Annotated in this window: 32 protein-coding genes and 2 tRNA genes; 14 read left to right on the top strand and 20 right to left on the bottom strand. The window is 55.2% G+C overall.

What is annotated here, in order from left to right:
* The first annotated feature begins 21 nt into the window (after positions 1-21).
* The 4 genes from AC1MEW_RS21815 to AC1MEW_RS21800 all read left to right on the top strand — a co-directional run bounded on the left by AC1MEW_RS21815 (position 22) and on the right by AC1MEW_RS21800 (position 3,219).
* Positions 22-1,227: an acetyltransferase domain-containing protein gene (locus AC1MEW_RS21815; protein WP_201255384.1), complete on the top strand. Its 1,206-nt coding sequence runs from the start codon at positions 22-24 to the stop codon at positions 1,225-1,227.
* A gap of 66 nt (positions 1,228-1,293) precedes the next feature.
* A complete protein-coding gene (locus tag AC1MEW_RS21810; RefSeq protein ID WP_480423673.1) occupies positions 1,294-2,637 on the top strand; it encodes an OprD family porin in 1,344 nt (447 codons plus the stop codon).
* 228 nt (positions 2,638-2,865) lie between these two features.
* A tRNA-Cys gene (locus tag AC1MEW_RS21805) sits at positions 2,866-2,939 on the top strand.
* Between the two features lie 193 nt (positions 2,940-3,132).
* Positions 3,133-3,219: transfer RNA gene (locus AC1MEW_RS21800), tRNA-Leu, on the top strand.
* A gap of 81 nt (positions 3,220-3,300) precedes the next feature.
* Here the strand turns inward: AC1MEW_RS21800 and AC1MEW_RS21795 are convergent.
* The 6 genes from AC1MEW_RS21795 to AC1MEW_RS21770 all read right to left on the bottom strand — a co-directional run bounded on the left by AC1MEW_RS21795 (position 3,301) and on the right by AC1MEW_RS21770 (position 6,488).
* Positions 3,301-4,335, bottom strand: coding sequence for a site-specific integrase (locus AC1MEW_RS21795; RefSeq protein WP_480423672.1), 1,035 nt, complete (start codon positions 4,333-4,335; stop codon positions 3,301-3,303).
* Positions 4,336-4,545 carry a DUF4224 domain-containing protein gene (locus AC1MEW_RS21790; protein WP_480423671.1) on the bottom strand — a complete coding sequence of 70 codons (210 nt, stop codon included), beginning with the start codon at positions 4,543-4,545 and terminating at the stop codon, positions 4,336-4,338. It abuts the gene before it with no gap.
* Positions 4,546-4,632: 87 nt separating this feature from the next.
* Positions 4,633-5,127, bottom strand: coding sequence for a hypothetical protein (locus AC1MEW_RS21785; RefSeq protein ID WP_480423670.1), 495 nt, complete (start codon positions 5,125-5,127; stop codon positions 4,633-4,635).
* Between the two features lie 50 nt (positions 5,128-5,177).
* The gene (locus tag AC1MEW_RS21780; protein ID WP_480423669.1) at positions 5,178-5,534 is read right to left on the bottom strand and encodes a hypothetical protein; all 357 of its coding nucleotides are present in this window, start codon (positions 5,532-5,534) and stop codon (positions 5,178-5,180) included.
* A gap of 49 nt (positions 5,535-5,583) precedes the next feature.
* On the bottom strand, positions 5,584-5,907 hold the full coding sequence (locus AC1MEW_RS21775) for a hypothetical protein (RefSeq protein ID WP_480423668.1): 324 nt from the start codon (positions 5,905-5,907) through the stop codon (positions 5,584-5,586).
* Positions 5,904-6,488: a hypothetical protein gene (locus tag AC1MEW_RS21770; RefSeq protein ID WP_480423667.1), complete on the bottom strand. Its 585-nt coding sequence runs from the start codon at positions 6,486-6,488 to the stop codon at positions 5,904-5,906. The genes AC1MEW_RS21775 and AC1MEW_RS21770 overlap by 4 nt, the downstream gene beginning before the upstream one ends.
* 158 nt (positions 6,489-6,646) lie before the next feature.
* On the opposite strand from AC1MEW_RS21770, the gene AC1MEW_RS21765 reads away from it, so the two are divergent.
* From AC1MEW_RS21765 to AC1MEW_RS21755, 3 genes are all read left to right on the top strand, one after another.
* Entirely contained in the window at positions 6,647-6,901 is a 255-nt protein-coding gene (locus tag AC1MEW_RS21765; RefSeq protein WP_480423666.1) for a hypothetical protein, read from the top strand.
* A 139-nt stretch (positions 6,902-7,040) separates the two neighbouring features.
* Positions 7,041-7,271 (top strand): hypothetical protein, encoded by a 231-nt coding sequence (locus AC1MEW_RS21760; protein ID WP_480423665.1) that lies wholly within the window; start codon positions 7,041-7,043, stop codon positions 7,269-7,271.
* A gap of 65 nt (positions 7,272-7,336) precedes the next feature.
* Positions 7,337-7,786, top strand: a complete 450-nt coding sequence (locus tag AC1MEW_RS21755) for a hypothetical protein (protein WP_480423664.1) — start codon at positions 7,337-7,339, stop codon at positions 7,784-7,786.
* 4 nt (positions 7,787-7,790) lie between these two features.
* Here AC1MEW_RS21755 and AC1MEW_RS21750 read toward each other — a convergent pair whose 3' ends face one another.
* On the bottom strand, positions 7,791-8,660 hold the full coding sequence (locus AC1MEW_RS21750) for an adenine nucleotide alpha hydrolase family protein (protein WP_480423663.1): 870 nt from the start codon (positions 8,658-8,660) through the stop codon (positions 7,791-7,793).
* A 96-nt stretch (positions 8,661-8,756) separates the two neighbouring features.
* On the opposite strand from AC1MEW_RS21750, the gene AC1MEW_RS21745 reads away from it, so the two are divergent.
* Positions 8,757-8,996: a hypothetical protein gene (locus tag AC1MEW_RS21745; protein WP_480423662.1), complete on the top strand. Its 240-nt coding sequence runs from the start codon at positions 8,757-8,759 to the stop codon at positions 8,994-8,996.
* A 39-nt stretch (positions 8,997-9,035) separates the two neighbouring features.
* On the opposite strand, the gene AC1MEW_RS21740 is transcribed toward AC1MEW_RS21745, so the two are convergent.
* On the bottom strand, positions 9,036-9,815 hold the full coding sequence (locus AC1MEW_RS21740) for a DUF2786 domain-containing protein (RefSeq protein WP_480423661.1): 780 nt from the start codon (positions 9,813-9,815) through the stop codon (positions 9,036-9,038).
* Positions 9,816-9,899: 84 nt separating this feature from the next.
* Here AC1MEW_RS21740 and AC1MEW_RS21735 point away from each other — a divergent pair, with 84 nt between their 5' ends.
* Entirely contained in the window at positions 9,900-10,130 is a 231-nt protein-coding gene (locus AC1MEW_RS21735) for a hypothetical protein (protein ID WP_480423660.1), read from the top strand.
* A gap of 288 nt (positions 10,131-10,418) precedes the next feature.
* Here AC1MEW_RS21735 and AC1MEW_RS21730 read toward each other — a convergent pair whose 3' ends face one another.
* Positions 10,419-11,291, bottom strand: a complete 873-nt coding sequence (locus tag AC1MEW_RS21730; protein ID WP_480423659.1) for a DNA adenine methylase — start codon at positions 11,289-11,291, stop codon at positions 10,419-10,421.
* A gap of 101 nt (positions 11,292-11,392) precedes the next feature.
* Here AC1MEW_RS21730 and AC1MEW_RS21725 point away from each other — a divergent pair, with 101 nt between their 5' ends.
* On the top strand, positions 11,393-11,668 hold the full coding sequence (locus AC1MEW_RS21725) for a hypothetical protein (RefSeq protein WP_480423658.1): 276 nt from the start codon (positions 11,393-11,395) through the stop codon (positions 11,666-11,668).
* A gap of 7 nt (positions 11,669-11,675) precedes the next feature.
* Here the strand turns inward: AC1MEW_RS21725 and AC1MEW_RS21720 are convergent, their stop codons facing one another.
* The 6 genes from AC1MEW_RS21720 to AC1MEW_RS21695 form a co-directional block, all read right to left on the bottom strand.
* Positions 11,676-12,017: a hypothetical protein gene (locus AC1MEW_RS21720; RefSeq protein ID WP_480423657.1), complete on the bottom strand. Its 342-nt coding sequence runs from the start codon at positions 12,015-12,017 to the stop codon at positions 11,676-11,678.
* An 81-nt stretch (positions 12,018-12,098) separates the two neighbouring features.
* On the bottom strand, positions 12,099-13,724 hold the full coding sequence (locus AC1MEW_RS21715) for a YqaJ viral recombinase family protein (RefSeq protein WP_480423656.1): 1,626 nt from the start codon (positions 13,722-13,724) through the stop codon (positions 12,099-12,101).
* A complete protein-coding gene (gene recT, locus AC1MEW_RS21710; protein ID WP_480423653.1) occupies positions 13,721-14,611 on the bottom strand; it encodes a recombinase RecT in 891 nt (296 codons plus the stop codon). Before recT ends, AC1MEW_RS21715 begins: the two co-directional genes overlap by 4 nt.
* Before the next feature lie 158 nt (positions 14,612-14,769).
* Positions 14,770-14,970 carry a hypothetical protein gene (locus tag AC1MEW_RS21705; protein ID WP_480423651.1) on the bottom strand — a complete coding sequence of 67 codons (201 nt, stop codon included), beginning with the start codon at positions 14,968-14,970 and terminating at the stop codon, positions 14,770-14,772.
* A complete protein-coding gene (locus AC1MEW_RS21700) occupies positions 14,967-15,158 on the bottom strand; it encodes a hypothetical protein (RefSeq protein ID WP_480423650.1) in 192 nt (63 codons plus the stop codon). Before AC1MEW_RS21700 ends, AC1MEW_RS21705 begins: the two co-directional genes overlap by 4 nt.
* Positions 15,155-15,430, bottom strand: coding sequence for a hypothetical protein (locus tag AC1MEW_RS21695; RefSeq protein ID WP_480423649.1), 276 nt, complete (start codon positions 15,428-15,430; stop codon positions 15,155-15,157). The genes AC1MEW_RS21700 and AC1MEW_RS21695 overlap by 4 nt, the downstream gene beginning before the upstream one ends.
* A 426-nt stretch (positions 15,431-15,856) precedes the next feature.
* Between AC1MEW_RS21695 and AC1MEW_RS21690 the strand changes: the two genes are divergently transcribed.
* The gene (locus AC1MEW_RS21690; protein ID WP_480423647.1) at positions 15,857-16,237 is read left to right on the top strand and encodes a DUF6713 family protein; all 381 of its coding nucleotides are present in this window, start codon (positions 15,857-15,859) and stop codon (positions 16,235-16,237) included.
* Positions 16,238-16,652: 415 nt separating this feature from the next.
* Positions 16,653-17,135, top strand: coding sequence for a hypothetical protein (locus AC1MEW_RS21685; RefSeq protein ID WP_480423645.1), 483 nt, complete (start codon positions 16,653-16,655; stop codon positions 17,133-17,135).
* A gap of 42 nt (positions 17,136-17,177) precedes the next feature.
* Here the strand turns inward: AC1MEW_RS21685 and AC1MEW_RS21680 are convergent, their stop codons facing one another.
* The gene (locus tag AC1MEW_RS21680; protein WP_480423643.1) at positions 17,178-17,615 is read right to left on the bottom strand and encodes a hypothetical protein; all 438 of its coding nucleotides are present in this window, start codon (positions 17,613-17,615) and stop codon (positions 17,178-17,180) included.
* Entirely contained in the window at positions 17,612-17,989 is a 378-nt protein-coding gene (locus AC1MEW_RS21675) for an excisionase family DNA-binding protein (protein WP_480423641.1), read from the bottom strand. Before AC1MEW_RS21675 ends, AC1MEW_RS21680 begins: the two co-directional genes overlap by 4 nt.
* A 417-nt stretch (positions 17,990-18,406) precedes the next feature.
* Between AC1MEW_RS21675 and AC1MEW_RS21670 the strand changes: the two genes are divergently transcribed.
* Both AC1MEW_RS21670 and AC1MEW_RS21665 read left to right on the top strand, forming a co-directional pair.
* Positions 18,407-18,748 (top strand): DUF1654 domain-containing protein, encoded by a 342-nt coding sequence (locus AC1MEW_RS21670; RefSeq protein ID WP_480423639.1) that lies wholly within the window; start codon positions 18,407-18,409, stop codon positions 18,746-18,748.
* Positions 18,749-18,887: 139 nt separating this feature from the next.
* The gene (locus tag AC1MEW_RS21665; protein WP_480423637.1) at positions 18,888-19,682 is read left to right on the top strand and encodes a sce7726 family protein; all 795 of its coding nucleotides are present in this window, start codon (positions 18,888-18,890) and stop codon (positions 19,680-19,682) included.
* On the opposite strand, the gene AC1MEW_RS21660 is transcribed toward AC1MEW_RS21665, so the two are convergent.
* The 3 genes from AC1MEW_RS21660 to AC1MEW_RS21650 all read right to left on the bottom strand — a co-directional run bounded on the left by AC1MEW_RS21660 (position 19,674) and on the right by AC1MEW_RS21650 (position 22,159).
* The gene (locus AC1MEW_RS21660; protein WP_480423635.1) at positions 19,674-20,750 is read right to left on the bottom strand and encodes a beta family protein; all 1,077 of its coding nucleotides are present in this window, start codon (positions 20,748-20,750) and stop codon (positions 19,674-19,676) included. The genes AC1MEW_RS21665 and AC1MEW_RS21660 overlap by 9 nt on opposite strands.
* Before the next feature lies 1 nt (position 20,751).
* Entirely contained in the window at positions 20,752-21,171 is a 420-nt protein-coding gene (locus AC1MEW_RS21655; protein WP_480423633.1) for a hypothetical protein, read from the bottom strand.
* 109 nt (positions 21,172-21,280) lie between these two features.
* Positions 21,281-22,159: a S24 family peptidase gene (locus AC1MEW_RS21650; protein ID WP_480423631.1), complete on the bottom strand. Its 879-nt coding sequence runs from the start codon at positions 22,157-22,159 to the stop codon at positions 21,281-21,283.
* Between the last annotated feature and the right edge of the window lie 40 nt (positions 22,160-22,199).

Genomic DNA, 22,199 nt, shown 5'->3' with positions numbered 1-22,199 from the left:
GCCCCTACAGGAGTTACCGATATGTCCCAATCATCAGGATTGGCCGGGCAGGCGGGAAGTGTTTCCGCTGCGCTGGCTGCCCCGCTGGTAAAAGCCAACACCCGGATGTTGGCCATCGATGCCTTGCGCGGTTTCGTCATGCTGTTGATGTTGATCGACCACGTGCGCGAAACCTTTCTGCTGCATCGCCAGGTCACCGATCCAATCGACGCCTTGAGCGTAACGCCCGACTTGTACTTCACCCGGATGCTCAGCGAAATCTGCGCGCCAGTCTTCATCTTCCTCACTGGCCTGTCGGCCTGGCTCTACAGCCAGAAACACACCGCCAGTGAAACCTCAGTGTTCCTGCTCAAGCGCGGGTTCTTCCTGGTGTTTCTGGAAATCACCTTCGTCTGCTTCGCCTGGAACGCCGAGTTCCCGCCCAAGACCTTGTGGTTGCAGGTGATCTGGTGCATCGGCATCTGCATGATCGTCCTCGCCGGGTTGCTGCACTTCAAGCGCAGTTGGCTGATTGTGCTGGGGCTGGTCATCGTCGCCGGGCATAACCTGTTCGATAACGTCGTCGTCGGGTCAGAGTCGTCATTCTATGTGCCGTGGTCGATCCTGCATCAACGGGTGTTTATCGACATCACCGAGTTCACCCGGGCGCGCACTACGTACCCGGTGTTGCCGTGGATCGGGGTGATTCTGCTGGGGTGGGGCATCGGGCCATGGTTTGGCAAGGACATGGAGCCGGCCGAGCGCATTTCCCGGCTGGTCAAACTTGGCGTCGGCTTGCTGGTGGCGTTCGTGTTCATCCGGTACCTGAACGTCTACGGCGAGAAACCTTGGGTGCAGACCGGTGACTCGTTGCGCACCTTCATGAGTTTCATGAGCGCCAAGAAGTACCCGCCGTCGCTGATGTTCCTGATGCCTACCCTCGGTTTGGGGCTGCTCCTGCTGGCGTTGTTCGAGAAGCTGCAGGATCGCTGGTCCACCGCGACGCTGGCGATCTACGGCGGGGCGCCGATGTTTTTCTATCTGCTGCACCTGTATGTGCTCAAGGCCATGTACCTGGCGGCGGTCGCAATCTGGGGCGCCAATCAGGGCGCGTATTACGGCTTCGATAACCTGCCCACGGTGTGGCTGTGGAGCGTGATTCTCGGGGTGTTGTTGTTCTTCCCGACACGCTGGTTCGCTGCCCTCAAGCAGCGGCGTCGCGACATCGCGATTCTCAAATACCTCTGATTTGCCGAACGGTGTCCCCCGTTCGGCGGGACACCTTGCAGACCTCGAATTCTGTGGAGTTGCACTGTGAAAACCCTATCGACGCATACCCTGCTATTGGCATTGGGCGGGCAGTCGCTGCTCGCCTTCGCTTCAGAGCAAGACAACGCAAAAGGCTTTGTCGAGGACAGTCAGTGGAGCCTGCTCAACCGCAGCGTCTACGACCGCCGCGACTATGAGCACGGTTCGCTGAGCAATGGCGCACGCAATGCCTACAAACCTCGCGCCCAACGCAGCGACCTCGCCGAGGAATGGGCCTACGGCTTGATGGCCGATTTTACCTCCGGCTACACCCGCGGCACCGTAGGATTTGGCCTCGATGCTCACGCCTATTCCGGTTGGGAGCTGGACAGCGGAGGCGGGCGGGCCGGCAAGGCGCGGCTGCTCGGCGTCGACAATGACGGCCACCCCAAGGATGAATTCAGTCGCGGTGGCGCCGTGGCCAAACTGCGGTTTTTCTCCACCGAACTGCGCTACGGCGAACAGCGAGTGAAAACCCCGGTGTTCGGCTCATCTGATAGCCGCCTGCTGCCCGAAACCGCCACTGGCTGGTTGCTGACCAGCCGCGAACTTCCGGCCACCACGCTGTACGGCGGCCACTTCAACGAAAGCACCGACCGCAACGCCAGCAGCCATGACCAAGGCTTTGTGGTCAATTACTCCAATGGAAAACAGGGCGACAGCTTTGATCTGGTGGGCGTGCGCAACACGGCACTCAAAGGGCTCAACGCCAGCCTGTTCAGTGCGGTCTACGCCGACACTTGGCGCCAGCACTACCTCGGCGCGGTTTATACCCAGCCGTTGGCCGACGGCCAGGACCTGACTTTCGACCTTAACCTCTATCGCACCCAAGACACCGGTAAAGCCTTGTCCGGCCGGATCGACAACACCACCTGGAGTTTTCTCACAACCTACAAGGCCGGCTCCCACAGCTTCGGCCTGGGTTATCAGAAAGTCGACGGCGACACGCCCTACGACTACGTCACCCGCGGCGCAATCTACCTGAGCAACGCCGTGGCGCTGTCCGACTTCAACGCCCCGCAAGAAGCGTCCTGGCAAGCTCGCTACGACCTGAACATGACCGGCTACGGCATTCCCGGCCTGACCTTCGGCGCACTCTATGTCCGCGGCAGCGGCATCGACGGCAGCCACATGGACCCGAATGGCGGCTACAAATGGCTGGGTTACGGGCAGGGCGGCAAACATTGGGAACGCGACATCCAGGCCAAATACGTGGTGCAATCCGGCGCGGCGAAGAATCTCGCGTTTACCTTGCGCCACGCGGTACATCGCGGGAATGCGGCGCAAGCGGAACTGGATGCGAACCAGATCAGGCTGGCGATTGAGTATCCGCTGGGTGGGGAATTCTGATTCGCGAACATGACGTAGCGTGAAACCGGGTGCGATCAAGCGGGCAGAAATTTTTTTGAAATCAAGGGGTTGCCAGCCTCGGGAAATCAGTACATAATTCACGCCATCGAAAGCACAGACGGCTGAAAAAGCCTAATGTTTTCAAAGAGTTAGAGAATGATTTAATCAACTCTCGAAGCTCAGCGTTTGTACGCATTTGGTGTCGTGCTACTGACATCAGATGTTTGAGGCCGAGTAGCAAAATGGTTATGCAGTGGATTGCAAATCCACCTACGCCGGTTCGATTCCGACCTCGGCCTCCACTTTAAACGAGCTCCGTAGATCTTTGATCTACGGAGCTTTTTTATTTTCGCAGTCCTGCAAGATTTTGTCTTGAAAAGGGCATTTGCGAACTTGCTTCACCGGGGCGGGGTGTATATATTTCCCCCTCTGTTGCACAAGCGTCAGAACTGCCAGGTTTTTTGGGCAGCCGTAAGACCGCTTGATCGCGCTACCGCCCGAATGGCGAAATTGGTAGACGCATGGGACTTAAAATCCCCCGCTCGTAAGGGCGTGCCGGTTCGATTCCGGCTTCGGGCACCATATATATCAAGGGCTTGCGTGAGATTTCTCATGCAGGCCCTTATCTTTTGTGCTCCGCAATTTTAGAGCCTGCTCCGCAACTCACTTGGTCGGGGTGACTTTTTTACCGATCCTTTTCCGGATGTAATTCTCCGTCATCACCACGGTTGTGTGCCCGAGCTGATCCTTGGCTTGCATTATGTCTCCGCTGGATTCTGCTTTGTCGGTGCCGGCCTTGGCGCGAAGATCGCGCATCTGGAAATCTGCTTTATCCACTCCTGCGGCCTCGCGCGCCGCGTCAAATCGCCCTCGCAACATGCTGCTAGTCATTGGCTGGCCGTTATCCATGACAATCAGTTTGGTGGTCCGGATTCTGTGTCCCTCCTTCCTGGCAAGGATTCGATCAATCACGACCTTCAGTTCTCCTACAATCTCAATCCGCCTTTTCGCTCGTGTTTTGCCCTGCTGAACTGCAAGCCTGTCATCACGGATATCCTTTTCGTCCATTTTCAAAGTATCGGCGATGCGCTGCCCGGTCAGGTAAAACAGATCAAGAGCGTCTTTCAGTGGCTGATCTGCGTGCTTATATACCGCTGCAAGCATCTCATCCTCGATGTAGGCGTCTCGACCGACCTCTTTGTGACCTTTTACCCCCGCGCAAGGATTCGCCAGTGCGGTATAGCCACTTGTCCTCGCGAAGTTCCAGATCGCACTGAGCAGAGCTTTTTCCCTGTTTGCTCGGACAGGAGCTTCTTTGCCTCGTTGCCTGAGGTACTGGACGACGTGTTGCGGTTCGATCGCCTCAAGAGGCGCCGGAGGATCATCAAAAAACTTCAGTAACTGCTTTAACTCTCGGGAGTTATCTTTTTGTGTGGCCGGCGCCTTTGTTGGAACCACTTCTTCCATGTATTTTTCGGCAACGTAGGCGAAGGTCAGCACGACCTGAACCATCGCAGATGAAGCTCGGGTCTTTTCCAGTTTGGCGTACTCAACGATCGCCAGCCCGTAATCGCTGCCCAGTGGAATTTCTTTTCGAGGAGTACCGCCGGTGTCGTAGTAGTAATAGACGGTGCCACTGCGCTGTGGACGCTTCCGTAGGCGCGTGACACTGTCAGGCTTTGTCGGCTTTCTTCCCATTTAACCCACCAGCCGCGGCTGCCATTTCGGTTTTTCTGTTGCTACAACGGGCTCACCGGTCAGAGCCGAAGCCAGGACACAGGGCCAGCCACTGCGCTTGATGGTGTGCCGAATCCCATTTCTCTTGAGTACCAGAAGTTGTCCGGCTTTCGTTTTGGCTCCTGTGAGGGTGCAAACCTCTTCGTGCGACAGAAAATGAATGCCGTCCATGCTTATCTCCCGCCGCAGGCTTTGTGCGCCGCTGCTTTAAATATTTGTTTCATGTGTTGCTCCATGCCGCGTGGCGGCAGAAGGTGATTATTGGGTGGCTGCTTTGGCGTGGCCTACGCATACCTTTGTGGGCTCGCCCTGTTCGTCCAGGTGCGCGTGGCACATGAAGCCCTTGCGGTCGTGGGCCATGAACTCGGCATCGCAAGTGGTGATGGGGGACTGATTGGCAATTGACCCCAGCCTGTAAGCGCACCCATGGCACGCACCTTTGGGGTCGCACTTGCTGGCGATCTGGACGCCCTGGCATGCGCCGATGATGGTTGGCAGGTTCACGCTGGTGAATTTATCGGGATGGACGCCACATTCTTCGATAAGCACTTGGTCGCTCATCTCTGCGCAGTTCTCGGCCACCGAGTTGGCCATGCCGATAAACTGGGCCAAGAGTTCGACCAGTCGCTGCGAGCCGTTTCTTTGCAGGTAACCGGTGAGCGCCTCTCGGCGCATTGCCAAATCGAATTGAGCAATGCCGGCCAGTTCGATGGCATCGTCCCGGGTCATGCTGTATTCGCAGTTTGCAGGCATGCGGATTCCTCGCCCGCCGTTCACCGGCAGGTTGGTAGGTGTAAGAGGGGTCAGGAAGTTGCTTTAAAAGTCAGCTCGCAGTCAGCAGCAAGCTTCAGCAGGTTGCGGGTGGTTGGCCTGAAGGTTCCTGTGTCCGGATAGCCTTCAAACTCATGCCCTTCAGGGTTTGCCTCGAACGGGCCGTGCCAGAACCAATTCGATTTCCAGTCCGCCCACAAGGTGTATCCATCCTGACCTTCGCCCCAATAGTCGGTGCCGCCGCCAACACTTCGTACGTGACTCACTCGGGTGCGCTGTTTGTAGGCGAGCTCGCTGGGTTCGTCTTTGTCGACCCAAGCGCGGCGGTAGTGCCCGGGGTGCAGCTCAAACAGGCGCTTGCTGAGCTTCTTCTCGATGCGGGCCTTCATCACCGTGGCCCCTTGTAGCAGTACACGTAGGCGAACCAGGCGAGGGCGATTATTGGCATGTGGCGGTCCTCTCTGGATTTCCGTACCGGTCGTATTCTGGTCTTGCTGGTGGGTATGCTTCCGCCGTGCAGGCTTGGTCGATGGCGGCGCGCAGATTTTCGTTATAGTTTTCGCCGAGTACGCGCTCGAAGGGCTTGCCCATGTAGTGGCCGACGATTTCGATGTTGATGCTGCCGTCATCACCGCCCGGCGTTGGGCAATCGATGAACCGAACATCCCAGCAGCCAGACTCAAGGGCATCAATACGGGCTTTGTCCTTGCGAAGTGCCCCGAGCTCAGCCTGATCAACGAGGACGAAGTTTCTTTTCTTCATTGCGTCACCCGATCGGCAGCGATCTCGTCGATGAAGGACTGCGGCAGTGCGGCGGCAAACTTCCCTTCAGACCACGACAGCGGTTCAGATTTGCGGATCATCTCGTTCAGCAGGTCGAATGCCGCGACCAACTGTTCATCGCGAATCTCGCCATCCTCCGGCAAGTCATCACAGAAGACGTCCGACGGGTCGATCTGGCGAGGCATGTTCGGCTCGCAGATGCAAAGCCGCAGGTCAGCCAGGTTGATATCGTTGTCGATGATGTGATCGCGCAGGCTGTCAGCGTCGAAGAAATACTCGTCGCCGTCGAAGATAACCAGCGGCTCGCCAGTCCATTCCTTGACCGGCATTGCCGCGAACTTCGCTTGGCGACTTTCCTGGTAGCACTGCTTGCACCAACTGCGTACTTCGTGGATCGGGTGATCAGGGTTTTTCTCGCAATGACGATGAGTTGCGCCGCAATAGCGGGCCATGTGCTCATCATTCCCCCAGAAGCGACCATCGGCACCGACCCAGCCGGTGACAGTTTGAATGCTCGCCGCTTCCGGCGATTCGTACATCACAACCTTTTCTTCAGGCATGACTGTTCCTTTGCCGCTATAGCGGCTGACTTTGAAGGGGGGAGGGGTTATAGAGAGTGGAGTACAGTCCATCGCGGATACTGGTGCGTAACTAGGTTCACTCTAGTGAGATCATTCTGGTGCTGCTCAATGACCGATTTAGCTGACGAAGGTGGGGCATGGACTTAAATTTTCTGGTTGGCTTTGTGCCTGTGGCAACGCTTCTTTACGTGATGCATTTGCAGAAGAAAATTTCGTTACTCAAGGGGCAAATCGATGCAATCGAGATCGATCGAGCATGGTTTCGGCAAAAGCGTGACGAGCAGTTGACCGAGATCGAGATGACCCTTTATGCCATTCGCGATGAAGTGAAAGGCATGAACGATTATCAACATGGGCGAGGCTCGTATACCTACGATCCTGATCGACCTTGATCCAGCACAATTCTACGTAGGCGAGTCTCGAAACCATTTTGCGCTGAGTGGCAGGCCCCTGTGGGCATGGGGCGTCCTATCCGGGTCATGCCCGGCCAACTGGGTGCTACGATGCCGCCTCACTCAAGCGAGAAACACCATGACCAAGCACGACATTTATGACGAGCACGAAGGATTTCGGCTCTGGAACTACATGGAGTGCGAAATACTGGAGAGCGGCCAGGAGGTCTGGCGGATCAACGTCGAGGTGAAACGCGTTGATGAGGTGGTGATTCCGGTTGTTGCAGGTGACCAAACTTACGCTGACCGTGGACTCGCGCAAGTTGCTGGTCGGGAGCTTGGGGCGAGAATGGTTGCCAAGCACGCGTGATAGAGTTTGTGGGCATGGGGATACCTCGCGGTTATAGTTGGCCGCATATTCGGATGGGGGTGGTTGTGAGTCAGCGAGAATTGGGCGCAGTAGTTTCTGAGTTTCGGTCAGCACTGAAAGAGTTGGTCGAGATGGGGCATTGGTTCGGCGTCAGCATTGCCAAGGAGTTCCCACACGCCTCGTGCGATGACTCTTCATTGCTGTTGGCCGCTTACCTCGCTGATCAAGGCTATCCTGGCGCGCTGAGAATTCACGGGCGATCTGGAGGGCGTAACCGCGAACTGAACTCACACGTATGGCTTGACTTGAACGGTACGCTTATCGACATAACCGGTAGCCAGTTCGATGACTATAAACAGCCAGAAATCATAATTGCAGAGCACGATCCATTTCTTGCAAGCTTCAAGCGTGAGCGAGAGCGGAGAATTGCGGATTTCCGCGAAACGGAGCATCTGCCCAAATACCATTTCTATGAGGCTTACGAAGCAATCTGCGCACGCATACTTGCAACTTGAGGGGCTAGTCTCCGCAGAAGCAGTCAATGTCTTCCGCCAGATAATCGAAATCTAGGTCCGTTTGTCTCGCGCACTGGTCCGCTGACCAGGCCAGTGACCGGTAGTTCGGCCGATCCTGCCTGAACACCTGGCCGAATCGCTCCTCGGTGCCAGACCACCAGATCATCCTGGACGGGTCATCCATGATGGTCTTGATCAGCTTGCCTTCGTTCTTCTTCCAGCACAGGTCGCAGTTGCCGAAGTCGGAATCCATTCCGAGGTCGAAGGGCTGGGCCGCCCAGAAGGCGCCGACGTCCTCCTTGGTGACACCGGCCGTGTAGGAGGGGCAGACGTTGTCCCAGCGCGTGCCGCCGCGATCATTGGCGGCCATCATGCGGTGGTAGCGCTTCGGCTCGTCGTGGCGGATGCCGACGACGCAATCCCACTCGGTGTAACCCAGGGTGCGCATGTGCTTCTCGCCGATCTTCACCTTCAGGTAAGCGGTGCACATGTTGTTCGAGAAGTTCGGCAGCACCGGCGGCAGGTTCTTCTCTGCTTTCCGGTACGCAGCGTAATACTCGAGCATCATGGTGAAGGGCTCGCCGTTGCGGCTGGCCGTTGCGAAGTCAACCAGCTTGTACCACGGTGCGTCGTCAGGCTGACCGTACACACGGCACCACTCCATCCATACGATGTTCACGCTCCAGCGCCTGGCGATCTGATCTATGAAGACCAGCGTCTCTTCGCGCTCCTTGCCGGTGTTTTGAAAGAACAAGTGCACATACGGCGGCAGGGCACCGCCGTGAGCTTCGAGGATCTTGTAGACCATGTGCCCGCTGGTGCGGCCACCGCTGATGCCGATCTGGGCGGGGCCCGTGATTAGGTAGGGATTCATAACTGCTCCAGACAGCCGACGGCCTCGCCGGCTGGCGTGATTCGTTGAAGTGGGCTATTGATTTATGGCCCGGCATAAGGCCGGTAGGAGATCGATGTGAGCGAGCAAATAGAAGGGCTGGAGCCGATTGATTACGTTCACCCAAATGGCACTAAGGCGACGATCACATTTATGGGGGAGAGAGCGCGCGACCCAAACCAGATCCGGATTAACGTAGTGTTTATTGATAGCGGCATTGCTGGTTTTTTTGAAGAGGCTATATTCGGCAGCTATGAAGAGGCACGACGCAGAGGGATACAGGCCACTACTGGTTGGATCGACCGCTGGAAAGGGTGATCGCCGTCTTGCGCATTCAGCGTAATAGGTGAGGGTGGGTCAGGCCGTCGCAGCCAGCGCGAGGATGTCCTCCCCACCCCGTGCAATGCCTGCGTGCAGGTCAACGTCTCGTCCCGCCAGCATGCCCGCGATTTGGGCATTCATATCGAGCTCGGTCTCACGAGTCTTTCGGGCTTTGCCCACGCCATTGTTGGTGAGGTATTCGGCGATCAGTGCTTTGTCCTGTGATTGCACTGCCACAAGGTCACGACCATCGCTTGGCGTGACGGTGCTGTCTTCCTCGCCTTGCGGGATCAAAGCTCGAAGCTTTCCGTATACCTGGCCGACCCAGGCAAGGGCGAAGTGGTCACCAGCTGTTTCGGCAGAATACGAACTGCGATGCTTGCCTGAGCGGACACCGGCTGCGTACTCCTTGCGGGCCAGGGTCAGCTTCGTCAGAAGCGCTTCATAGGCATAGAGCGCGATGTGCTGAGCTGGTGTCACCCCGACGAATGATGCGCGCTCAACGATACGTTGCTTGGTTTCGCACCATTGCCTGTTGCGCAGCGAGCTGCAGCTGAACACTTCAGCAACGGCGGCGCCCAGATGCTGGTCCCACGTTGGTCGGCGCTCGTTGCGAGAGAATTGAGATTCGACCTCTCCGACATCGCTGAGCTTCACGTCCATTTCGGTCAGTCGATATTCACGCATCAGCGCTTGAGCCTGCCGAAGCGCCGTGGCTGCTTCGTTCTCGTTGGCGCTTTTCGACAGGGCCAGGCAGTGCTTGATCTTGCGGATTGCCCGCTCGAGTTTCTTTTCGTCGATGTGATTGTCGGACATAGGGGATCCTCGCCGGCTGGCGTAATGGGTTGGATTGGTCTATTTCTTGGTGAACCGGAAAGGATCCGGGTCAAGGAGGGCGAGATGAGTAAGAAACCCGTCAACAAGCTGATTGCTGAAGTTTCTGGCTTAACCGAAGTGGAGGTCGGCATGCACTTGGTTGAACTGAAGGAACAAGTAAACGGTGATTGGTTGGCCTATTTTGGTATTGAAATAGAACGATATCCCGAGGCCGGCAAGAAGCTTGAACCTTCGAAAATTGTTCGAATTCCGGTTGATCTCGCTAACAGTTGGTATGACCGAGGCAATGGATAGGTGTCTGCCTCGCCGGCTGGCGTGATTCGTTGAAGTGGGAAGAGGGTCTATAATTTCTGACTCATTACCGAGAGGACTCCCTCATGGCTACCTGCAAGAAGTGCAATGCTGAGTTCAAATCAGAACTTCATGACGACCCTGAAACGGGTGACATGAAATTTGAATGTCCGAAATGTGGCGCGAAGCACAAAGCTCGGAAGTTGCCCACGTCACCGGGCGCCCCAGCTGAGTTTGAAGTGACGCTGATAGTCAACGTAGGCGGTTACGATCATGGCAACGGTTAAGGCATCAGCGCCTAATTTTATGGGGCGGGCGCTCGCCAAGATCCAAACCAATCTGGCTGACCCGATTGATACATGTCGGGCTCAGCCAGACGCATTCGGTACGGCTCGCGGTTCCGCGGGCGGCGGATATTCTCGCCGAGGTGCTGTAGCTCGCCCAGCCGGGGAGAAGCTCAGCATATAGGTCACTCGGATAGCCAGACAGTACGACCATTCCCTCTAGATCGAGTAAAACGCCAAGCAATTCGCGGTGAGCGGCGTCATCCATTTCGTGCCTGTAATAGCGGCCGCTCGATGCGCCTCTGTACCTGGTGTCATGCAAGTAGGGCGGATCGACGTAGTGCAAGGTTTGAGGTCCGTCGTGCGCAGTGATGACCTCGATCGCGGGTCTGTTCTCGATCAGCACGCCGCTGAGGCGCTGGCCAACTTCGGCCAATTGCTCGGGGTAGGTTGCCCAGAGCGACTGAGCCGTACCGTACTGCCGCTTTGTGTCGATGCGGAAGCCGGTGACACCTTTCGTTGCGCCGGCGGACCCGAAACCCATCTGAGCGCGGATGATTGTCCGGCGCGCGCGCTCGACCGTTTCGGCACTCGGTTCCCACGACAGTTCGAACTCCTCGCGGGAGTAGGGCGTGAACACCAGGCGCTCGGTGAGCCCCAATCGCGTGACCGGATCCTGCAGGACGCGAAACAGGTTCACGATGTCGCCATCCAGATCGTTGTACACCTCGGCATAGGAACGAGGCTTCTGCATCAGCACGCCGGCCGCGCCGCCGAATGACTCGACGTAGCATGTGTGCGGCGGGAAGTGTTGCAGCACCCACGGCGCAAGCCGGAACTTGGCACCGTGGTAGCGGATGACCGGCGCGGTGATGGTCATAAGTGATTTCCAGTTAGGCGCCTGCCTCGCCGGCTGGCGTGATTCGTTGAAGTGGGGTATTTGTGTTCGGCCCGGCATGGAGCCGGTAAAGGAGATTCAGAATGACTGATGTGAAGCTTGCAGAAGACCGTCCTCGAAATATTAATTACCAAGAGTCTATCTACGATATTTCGTTGATTTTTAGCTGGGCTGACAAAGGAACAGTCCCATCAGGAGTCAGGATTCACGTCGAAGAGTTGGGGGCTCCAATTAATCATGCGAAGACCCCAGGGGGTTTAGATAAAGACTGGTCCTCGTTTGAGGAAGCTGTTGAAAAAGGCAAGCAATTCGCTGGACATCTTATTGCGCAGCTCAAAGAGTCTAAAAAGCAGTCTTGATTAGTAACTAAGCGCCAAGCGAGTCCCTGGGCGTTATTATTTCATCACCCGGGTCGCGCTTTAGCTCAGCCAGGCTTTCATTCCGAAACATCCGCGCCACGTTTTCGCTTATTTGCACTTTGTGGCGCGGACTGCCAATCGCCTGATACGACAGCGTCGGCCCGAGCGCGTGAGCGTTCAGAATCAAGTTCTGCACCGCCTCGCTCATTTCCTCTATATCGTTCCAGGCCATCAGCTCGTCAAGCTTCTGCCGGGTGCCGAGCCTGACCCGGTGCCGCAGTTCCTTCTCGTCGTACTCGATCCGCTTCTCGGCGGCCTTCGCTGATCGCTCTTTTCCAGTCTTGGCCATGGCCAACCTCTTCTATGCCACTGGCCGGCAGGTCCAGCCAGGACTGCCGGCGTCGTTGATTCACTACTCGCTTGATCTTGCTCATGCCGCAGCGTTCACCAGAGTTACGCCGGCCATGCTGAACTGCGAACCCTGCTGGGCGACCAGCGCATCCAATGCATCCCAGTCGACAGTTAGCACGCTGAGCGGCGCCAGTCCGCCGGCAACCGCGTGTACCAGGGCCTCCAGATCGGTGACTTTGGCGCGGTAGCCCACCGGTTTCGCTGAGGCAGCAGGCTTTACGATCGTTGCAACTGCGGGGACTGCTTTCGTTGGGGGAGGCGACGCCAATTCGGCCGCCGCAACACGCGCTGCTTCTTGCTGCTCCCGCTCCAGGCGCTGGCGCTCTTCGGTGCGAATCCGCTCGCGCTGCTCTTCTTCCTTCTTGGCCTCAGCCGCCTGATGCTCCGAAATCCGTACCTTGATCAGAGCAACCAAGTCGTCATTGGCCTTGAGCACCAACTGCTGGGTATCGTTGAACAGGAACAGGTGATCGGCGGCGAGCTCGACCAGGCTGGCCAAGTTAGCGCGGATGCTGTCACCGACTTGACTGGCGGCAATTTTGGCCCGGGCCAGCTCCGAGTCGGCAGCGTCGCGCAGGCTGCTGATGGACTTCTTGCCCTTGATGGCGCCGGCGAAGTCGGCGGGCACGGCAGGCATGCGGGCCTTGCCGCCCAGCGAGGTGTTGATCTGATCGATGTACGCCTGAAGCGCCTTGGCGGCATTCATGACGATGTCTTCGCGGATGCTGATCTTGCGAGCCGTCACCAGCTTGTTCAACTCTAGACGCTTGCGTCGCGCTTCAGCGGCGATATCGTCGATGGTCTTAAACAGATCGTCGATGCTTTCGGTTTGGCTCAGGGCGTGCTGCTTGGCAGCTTCCAGGCGCTCCTCGACATCACCGCACCACTTGACTGCTTTCTCGGCGTCGGCGAAGTGCTGATCCGTTTCGAGCTCGGTGTTGATCGAGTTAAAGACGGCCAGAGAGTGAGCCTTGAACTGCTCCAGGTTGCTGGCGGTGACCATGCCGGTGACTTCGATGCGCAGCGCCGGGAGGCTTTCCGGTGTCTTGCCGACTGCTTCGGGCACCACCTCGGCAGGGGTGAAGTCGAGCAAGTCAGCTTGGAACTGCTTCCAGCCGGCGACGAGTGTTGCAGCGCGTCCCGGTACCGGTGTGTATTCCATCGACACGAAATTGTCTTCGGTGCCGTCGGAGCAAACGAAGATTACTTTCTCGGCGCCGCTCACTAGCAGCTGCTGCTCTAGCTGCCAGTAATAGTGCGGGTCTAGGTTGCCGGCCAACACGTCGGCGGCCAATTGCTCGTTCCACATTTTGTGCTCGAACAGCGTTTCGCCGAGCATGGTGCAGCCGTCGAGCGAGGCGAGTAGATCGCCGTCGGTACCGACGACGGGAAAGAGGTCTTCACCGATCCGCGCTTCCAGAATCGGCCGGGCCAGGGCTTCAGCTTCGTGGCCTTTGTCGAACAGGTGTTTCTGCACCCACCACGACACGTCGCGGTCGAGGCCAGTCTTTTTGGCGCTTAGCAGTTCAGTGCGTTTCATCTGCTTCGAGGTGCCCATCATGGCTGGCGCCTCGGAGGCGGTGAAGTAGTTGGCGCGGAGCGCATGCCAGGCTTCGGAGCCCTGAGCTACGTTATGAATCTTCATTCGGTTTCTCCTGTAATGGGCGCCATGCGGTGGATGCGATCGGTCTGCTCGGCGCTGAGCGTGTATTTGGATTCAAGGAAGGCGATCAGGCTTTCAGCGTCTGTCTTTCCTTGGTCGACGCCGCTTTGCCAGGTAGGCAGCATCGTTTCGAACTTTTCTTCCGGGTAGTTGGGTAATGCCGTCGGCGCCGCGCCTTTTCGGGGTGAAACATCGCGGGCGGGCGGGGCGCTTTCCTCGAGTTCGTCCGGGCTGTACACGCCAAGGATCACGTCAGGGCAATACAAGCGTGACCAGCGTTTTGTGGCGAGGTAGGCCAGCTGCTGGCGCGGATCGTCAGCCCAGAGCGTGCTGTTGCGAGTGCGGGCCTGAGCGAGAAGCAGCTCCAGAACGCGCGGTTCGGCTTCACCGCGGAAGGTGGCCCAGACTTTCACGCCCAGGCCTTCCTCGTCTTCGAGTTTCCAGCCTGGCTGGCGGTATTGTTTGCCTTCGCTATTGGTCTTGATGTCGAACTTGCCAATCACCTTTTCCCAAGCGCCGTACCACTCGTAGTGGAGACGATCCAGAACCGGTGCGCAGGTGGTGATCACCGCGTTGACCAACTGGGCCTCGTAGCCGAGCACGCCGTTCACCAGGTGCGTTTTCTGTGCAACCGCGAAGGGGTTCATCTTCCACTGCATCGACTGCATGATCACTGCGAGGCAGTCGGCGGAGTTGCCGTTGAAGTGCTTCGGCACGGTGGCGCGGCCGGTGGCCATGACGTCGGCCAGGCGCATCATCTTGTCGAGGCTGTCGCCGTCGAGCACCAGGGCGCTGGTGCTGGTCGCTGCATGGGGAAGAATGTGCAGAGTTTGTTCGTGCGCCACCGGCGCCACGCTTTGTGCGGACATGACAATTCCTTGCCGCGCCCGGGCGCAGCTCTTGAATGGTGTGTGTTATTGAGGGATTGGCGCGCAGAGGGCGCCGAACAACATGAGGGCGGTGCAGGTGGCGAGCGCGAAGAACGAGCTGCGCCAGAAGACGATGCGGCGGCCGGGCTGGCGACTACTCATTGTCGCGAGTCTTTTTTCTGCACTCGGTAGCGCAGCACTTGGAGAACACGGCCGCCATATCCAGGCTCGGCGTATTGCTCGACTGGTGCACCGAAGAACCCGCGCCGTTCGGCCAGGCCGTAAGCCTCGCGAAGGTTGTGAGCGCTGATGTCTTCTAGCTGCTCGTCAATCAGCGATTTAACCGGTGCCGTACTCATGCTCCCTCCTTGCGCCGCTGACAGATGTCGCGCAGCCGCTTGCAGTAGTGGTTGAACTCGTCGATGGTGATCGCGCCGTCGGTGAAGAGGCGTGTGATCAGTGCCTGGACCAGTAGGCTGATGTCTTCAGAGCCGAATGGTGTGGCAACACCATCGAGGGCTTGGTCAATCAGAATGTGAGGGCTCACAAATCACCATCCACGTCGTCCTCGGCTGCTTCCTGCTCGGCAGCCACCGCATCGGCGGCGTGCGAGCGAAGAAAGGTGGCGGCGATTGCTTCGAGCTGCGTGACCGGGCTGTTACTGCCCAGCAAGTGCTTGGCGTGGGTCAGCGCCTCGGCCGGGCTACCTACGACCACCGCCAGCACCAGGTTAGCGAACGAGTCACGATCATCTAGTCCGTCGATCTGCCGCTGGGTCAGATGCAGCTGCAGGTGTTCGGCGTACTCCGCCTTGGTCACCTTCCGCTCCGGGCTAGATCGGCGCTTCCACGTTACGTCCGAGCCGCATACCAACTGTTCAGCGGAGTGCTCAAACCACTCTGTTTCCGCCTGGTCACGCTCGCTGACTGGCGGCGGCAGAAGTTCGTCGTACTCAAACTGAGCTTTGCGTAGTGCTGACATGGTCGGCTCCAAAGTGGCGGGTGTTTATCCAACAAAACTCGGCTGCACTCATCCGTTCCGCTGGTTGCCGTTGGGCGCGGAGGGGAGTGCATGCGGGTTTGGTCGGGGGAGGGTCGGCAGCGTGTAGCGGTGCGATGTCGCTGCTAGTGCAATCAAAAGACTTACTTGAAACGGTGATGAGTTAGCGTTTCGTGGCAGTACCTCTTATGATCTTCAGCGCTGTGAGCATGGACGAAAATCACTAACCCGCTGGGGGCTGCTTAAATGGAAAGAAGCTACTTTTTGACGACTCTTTTGCTGGTTCTACATCAGATAGATGCGGCCTTTTGGCGCGAATGGGAGATGCTTTATGTGCCCGGCGGAATACAGGGCTTTCTCCTTTTCAATGCCGTGGCCGTTCCCTTTTTGTTGATTGGTTATCGGCATGTTTTGCTTGGTACGAGCAGTGCTTTTTTGTACGCCAAAATTTGTGCTGGTCTAGGAGTGCTGACGTTCGTCATTCACACCGGCTTCGCTGTTGCCGGCTCCCACCTGTTTCACTTGCCACTGTCGATTGCTGTCATCGTTCTTTGCCTGATCAGCTCCATATGGTTGCTGGTCAAGACCCGAAATATTGAATCGCGGGTTAACGTGCCTGCGATTTGATGCAGGTGGGCGGTTATAGGCCGCAGTTTCGTCCGCATCGGGGTGTGATCTAGCCGCCACTGTGAAGCGATGCTCCGACAGCTGCCGGGCAAAACGGGTCTGGGTTAGATCACACTCCGATGCGGCCTGGTGCTGGGGAGTACCAAGTGCTCGGGCAGTTATCGTCAGGCTGACGTGGCGCTGGTTGGTAAGTAATTGCCTGCAGCCAGCTCACCACTGCCCAGGTGTCGGGTTTTGCGCTAGGCTCCAAGTTCCACCAAGCAGCAACGCAAACGAGGGTTAACAATGAGCGATAAGAAAAATTCAAACGGCGGAAGCCGCGTTGTGGTGCATGACCATCAGACAGTTTTTGCAAGAAAGCCACCACCACCACCGCCCACAGAGAAAAAGGAAGGTGGTAAATAGGAGTAATTCGATGAGCCAAGAACGCGTAAGCGATGCGAAATTCAATTTGTACAACTCGTTCTGCGTAGAGGAAGCCTGCGAGGCATTTAATCGTAGAATCGATCGCTTTCTGGCATTCCTGCTACTTTTTCTTGGCGCATCGATAATGTCTACCGTTACGTCGCGAACTGTTGTCGGGCTGTTGGTTGCATTCATCTCCGGACTTCAAATTACTTATAAATTTGGCGAAAAAGCAGGTAAGAGCAAAAGCCAGAAATTGAAATACGCAGAGCTTATGAGTGTGTGCGACTCCATGACCGAGAAAGCGCTCTCCTCCAAGCTTGCTACAGCATGCAAGTCTGATTCGAGTGTCTCAGGGTGGATGCGCGCAGTAGGCCATAAAAAAGCCTGCATCATGCTTGGCGAGGATACTGACGTGACGCTCACCAAGTGGCAGTGCTTCCTTGCAACAATTTCCGGCGTTGGTCCTCTCTCGAACCAGATCGCGGGGTGATTTCCCCAATGCCCTCGGGTAACCAGGTGCATCAGGAAAAGGTCAGGACAGGGCTTGAGCGGCGCGAGCAGCACGATCCAGCGTGCCATCTTCGACGAGAGCCTTGAATCGCTCCATGCTGGACGACAGCCCGTCAATTGCCGAAGTCAGGCGCACTATTTCAGATGTTTTCGTTTCGATAGAGCTGAGAGCGCTCTTCATAAATGCCGACTCAGCAGAGACTTGCTCAGTAACTGATTTGAGCGTTCTGAGCTTTTCGGATTTGCCATCAAACGCAAGGCACATCGCATCAATTACAAGGACGGCTTCTTGCTCAACTGCATGGCGCGACTCCACAAGGAATCCTATGAGCTGCCTGTTGACCGCCACACTGTCGGCAATAATAGAGGTCGCTGCAGAAGCAGTGACTGCCTCCATCTCTTTCTTTGCCTGCTCGAAGAACTCCTTATGACGAGGCTCTTTGATATCCGAAGGTTTCATTTCGTATCTCCATTACTTTGAATATGAAGCCATGTCTTAAGCTCTTCAGCCAAGATCAATTGGTTGTTTCCAATCTTGAAGCTCTTAAGTGAGCCCGAGCTGATGCACGCCAGAACGCCCCGCCTTGTTATGCCTATTACTCCGGCCGCCTCGTCAACCGACATCGAAAGCTTTTCAGCCTGGAGTGGCGCTACCCCTGGCCCGGCAGGCTTGTGGTTGCGCGCCAGCGCCTGGCTGTCTTTATTGGATCGAGCAGCCTCGCGGTACAGGTTGCGAGCAGCCAGCATTGCGCCCAGCTCGCCATAGCCAATCCCGCCAGCCATGATTCCGATAAGTTGCATTAACTGGTCTCGCTCTCGCTCTTCTTCGCTCACGCTGCTTACTCCGTTGATTTCCAATGCCGCCTCATCGAAGCGGCATCAGTAAATCTGTGGAGCCGTGGCCCGCTACTGGCGTCGGTCACCGGCCTATCTCAAATTGTTCTTCCAGCCACGGGCCTTTCGGCTTGTTCTCCCGCTGGATAACTGTTCTTGGCGCTTTACGCTGCACGCCCGGGTCAGTTGCCAACCCTCTGAACCGTTGAGGCCGGTTCATCGCTGCCTTTGAATCTGGGCCGGTGGTGATCCGGCAAGGTGAAGCGGTAGAGCTAAAGAGCGGCGAGCGTTGAGGCTCTTCGCAACGGCCGTCTGTCGCTGCGATGGCAACAAGTTAACCATCGGTAAATTTATTCGTCAATACCGATGGTTTATTTAATTTTGGCGAGAATAGCTTATGCTTTGCTTGATAACTGTATGGATGTACAGCTTTTGGAGGTTGGAGTGATTGAAAAGCAAAATCAGGCGCAGCAGATGCCACAGGCGATGACTGGCCTGGAGCGGCTCGGTTTGAGGGTGTCGGCGATGATTGGATCACCTGTTGCGCAGATTCAGCGTTGGGTAACGATTCACCGCCTGGACACAGATGGGGAGCGGGAGTGGGATGAGGTGCTTGGGGTCCTGGGCGGAACCGACGGTATTGACATGACATTCAACGACGACGGCACCGTCACGCTGAAGTGGAATGTACCGACTGACGATGACCGAGTTATTGAGCCTGAATACTTGGAGGCCATCGTCGAGTCGGCACCTTTCTAGTTGGAAAAGCTTAACTCCCTGTCGAATGGTATCGACAGGTGCAGGGCGACATATGAGTTATTGGTGTATTATTACGCAATCAGAGGTGCTTTAAACGCACCTAAAATCTTTTCATTGCGTCAAGCTTGTTGGTGATTTTGTGATCAAGGAAAAGGCCATTAAGGCAGCGCTTATCGATTGGCTTTATGCCAAAGGTATGGTGTGCGACGCTGTCGTAATCAACGAAATGGTGGTAGCGAACTGGGCTCGACGAGCTGATATTGCTGTTGCTAATGGTAGATTGTACGGATTTGAAATTAAAAGTGCCTTTGACTCGTTAAAAAGGCTTCCGGGACAAATTGAGTCGTTTAGGCGTCATTTTGATAAGGTCACCGTTGTGGCTGCATCGAAATTTATCTCTGATATCTCTGAGAGTTATCCTCCAGAGGTGGGGATATTAGAGGTGTATTTAAAGGCTGATAAAGTAGAGTTTAGACAAGTTAGGGCAGGGAGGATCGATGAAGTAAAAAACTCTCAATACCTTGCCAGTTTAATTACTAGAGTTGAAATTGAGCGGTTGCTAAAATCCGAAGGTATAGCCTTTAAGGTTGGAGTTCCAAGAAAAGAACTTCTTGGATATGTAGAGTTGGTATCCATAAAAAAAATGCGCTCATTTGCGCTGTCATGCATAAAAGAGCGATACCGACAAACGTTTATGGCTTTTGACAAAGCTAGAGTGGTCAATGGTTCTTTAGAAAGTTTACCGCTATTAAGCAAGAGCGAAAGTCTGCGCGCTGTTTTCTCTCAGGCGCAAGAGATACCGCAAAGCTTTTTTAGATCGGCCGGAGGAGAGTATGAGCGTAGTGTTGATATATCTGCGTTCGGAAATGAGTTTGGGGCGCTACCAGAAGGCATGCCCCAGACGGTTTTGGTAAGACGGAAAAAATCAAATTAAATCATCGTAGTCTTCTTCGTCATCAACTGTGCCGCTGCATCTAAAATCAATTTGTTTGGATATGTGCATATTCACGCGCGCTGCAATCCAGGATGCAGGGGTTTTCATGCCTTCGATGTTTCCTTGAGCAGCTTGTCTAATCATTTCTGCCCCCCAGGTCATATCATCTTCAATTTCTGCATATGAAGAAATCAGTTTTTGGGCTGCATCAATATACCCCGTAGAATTGTTTTCAGGTCGTCGTTCAAATATCCATGCATCATTCAGGGGGTAGTCAATTCTCGGTGTGTATCGGCCTCCGCCGGTTATATAAACTCGAGAGTGTATTGATCCGTGATCCCCATAGATCGCTGCACCTGAACCTATGGCGTCATGGATTTTGGCTTCAAACATGGCTATCAGACCTCTTTTGCCCCCGCTATTCGGATCTAAGAAGGAAACGACGGAAGACGGAAAGCTAGTGGCGGTAATAATTATTTCTGCGTCTTCAACTTCATCCCTGATTTCATTAATAGTAGAGATGCACCCGGCCAAGCAGGCTGGGAGAGTATCCCTAACATATCCAGCGTCAATAATTACTACTGAATTATCAATGGAGTCTAAGGACGAAAGTGCTGAAATTATTTTTGCAGTATCCTCACCAAAATTTCTTACTTTAAAGGCGACTTTGTTGCTGCCGATTTTTTCTAGTTCCCTGGCCTGTCTGATGATTTGAGATATTTTTGACTCAGGTGTTATTTGTATTATGGGTATTACAGGGGCATCTACGCTGCTGATGAAGTCTCTCCAGTATTTGAAATTGGTACTGGAATCTTTCAGTTTTTTTATGTCGTCGGTAAGGAATGACGGCTCAGTCGTTAAATCGAGCATGAATGGACGGCCAGCAGTGGCATTCACGATTTTTGATAGTGGGACTTCAATGTTTGGTTGGCGAGGCCAGGCGCCGAGTGTGAACGCCGGAATGATTGCGTCTTTATGTTCGTTACTAAGGTTTTCGTAACCAGTAATCTCTGCAGGCCTGCTACGAAGCGCTGGGTAATAATTGTATTCTTCGAAATTTATGTCCACGTTATGCTTCCTCTGCTGACTCTAGTTCTACCTGAACACTATTAGGGACTGGTGGATTTGGTTCGGTGGGTTTTCTTTCTCTTTTCGTGACCTGCTGTCGTACCGCTTTTGAAATTACATATGCATCAATTTCTAAGATCTTGGAATTGGCACTCTCAAGGTCGTTGACTCTAATTAATAGTTCAGAGTACGCCGAATGGAATTTGGTTAGCTCAGTCATTAATTTCCATAGGGGGATAGTCAGAAATATTCCAACCAATAGTGCTGCTGACCAACCAGAAATACCAAGCCAAATAGCTTTTTCGCCAGCCGCCAATGTGTATACCGAGAGCAAAACTCCGATAATACTTAATGTGACTCCCGCTATCCCGAGATAGATCCCAGCATTTGACTCACTTGAAAATGGTTTAAGTTGTTGCAATTGGCGCCTCCTTGCCTAGTTACGTCCGGTTTGTCTGATATGAGTACCAGTGTTATTCGATGATTTCGTCAGAAAAGTTTTTAAGCTAGGCTAGGTGACTTTGGTTTTTTTAAAGTTTTCGTGCATTCCAGACCAACAAAACCTTGGCATGGATAGTCACGTCATCGACGTGCGCTTCCAGGTCTTTGTTATTCTTGTTGTCTGAAATCAACCAGAAATTCTCCGCGTCCTTCATCTGAAGGCGCTTGATGTACAGCAGCCCGTGCCAGGTGACGACGTACACACCTTCACCAATAAACTCAGTGACCCCGCGATCTACGATCACTGGGTCCTTGTCATTAATGGTGCCTTCCATGCTCTGGCCCCAGCCAGTGATCATCGCGAGCGCGGACGCGGAGGTATAGGTCACACCCTTCTCGCGAAGAACTTCCTCGCGCACAACCAGGTTGCGAATCGCCTCGTTGTAGTCAGCAGGCACTTGACCATGCCCCATGGCAGCGCGCACGTCGTACTGTGGAATCAATATCTCGTCTGGCTTCGCGCGAAGGCCAGAAAAATCCGCAGAGATGACATTCCTGCTCTGCTCGTCAGTCAATCCCTCGGCTACAGCATCCGCAATCTTCTTCTGGGCTGCCTCATCTAGCGTCTTTCCCGCGTGCTTACGGATCATCTCAAGGACTTTAAGCGCGGCTCCCGTGCCGCCCGCGAGCGGATTAGCGGAGCTGCTCATAGATCTGATTTCAGCAGCAAGCCGCGGACTAAACGCCTCGATTGGTTCGTTAAGCATCTTGGATAAAACGGCGGCGAATTGAGCATTCAAGGGGTTTATCCCTTTGAAGTAAAGGTTCACGGCGGCAGGGGTCATCCCCGCAGCATCCGCGATTTTCTTCTGGCTTAACTTCAGTTCGTTCTTTTTGGACAAGAACAGAGCGTGAGCCGACTCGCACTCGGCCATACGGTCTGGGGGAAGAATTCGTTTTTTCGTCATCGCGAGAATTTAAACCAATGGTTAAAAATAAGAAGAAACC

This window comes from Pseudomonas sp. ASL4, assembly GCF_056680395.1.
Note: the sequence above shows the minus strand (reverse complement) of the source record. Positions and strands in the feature narration are given on the sequence as shown.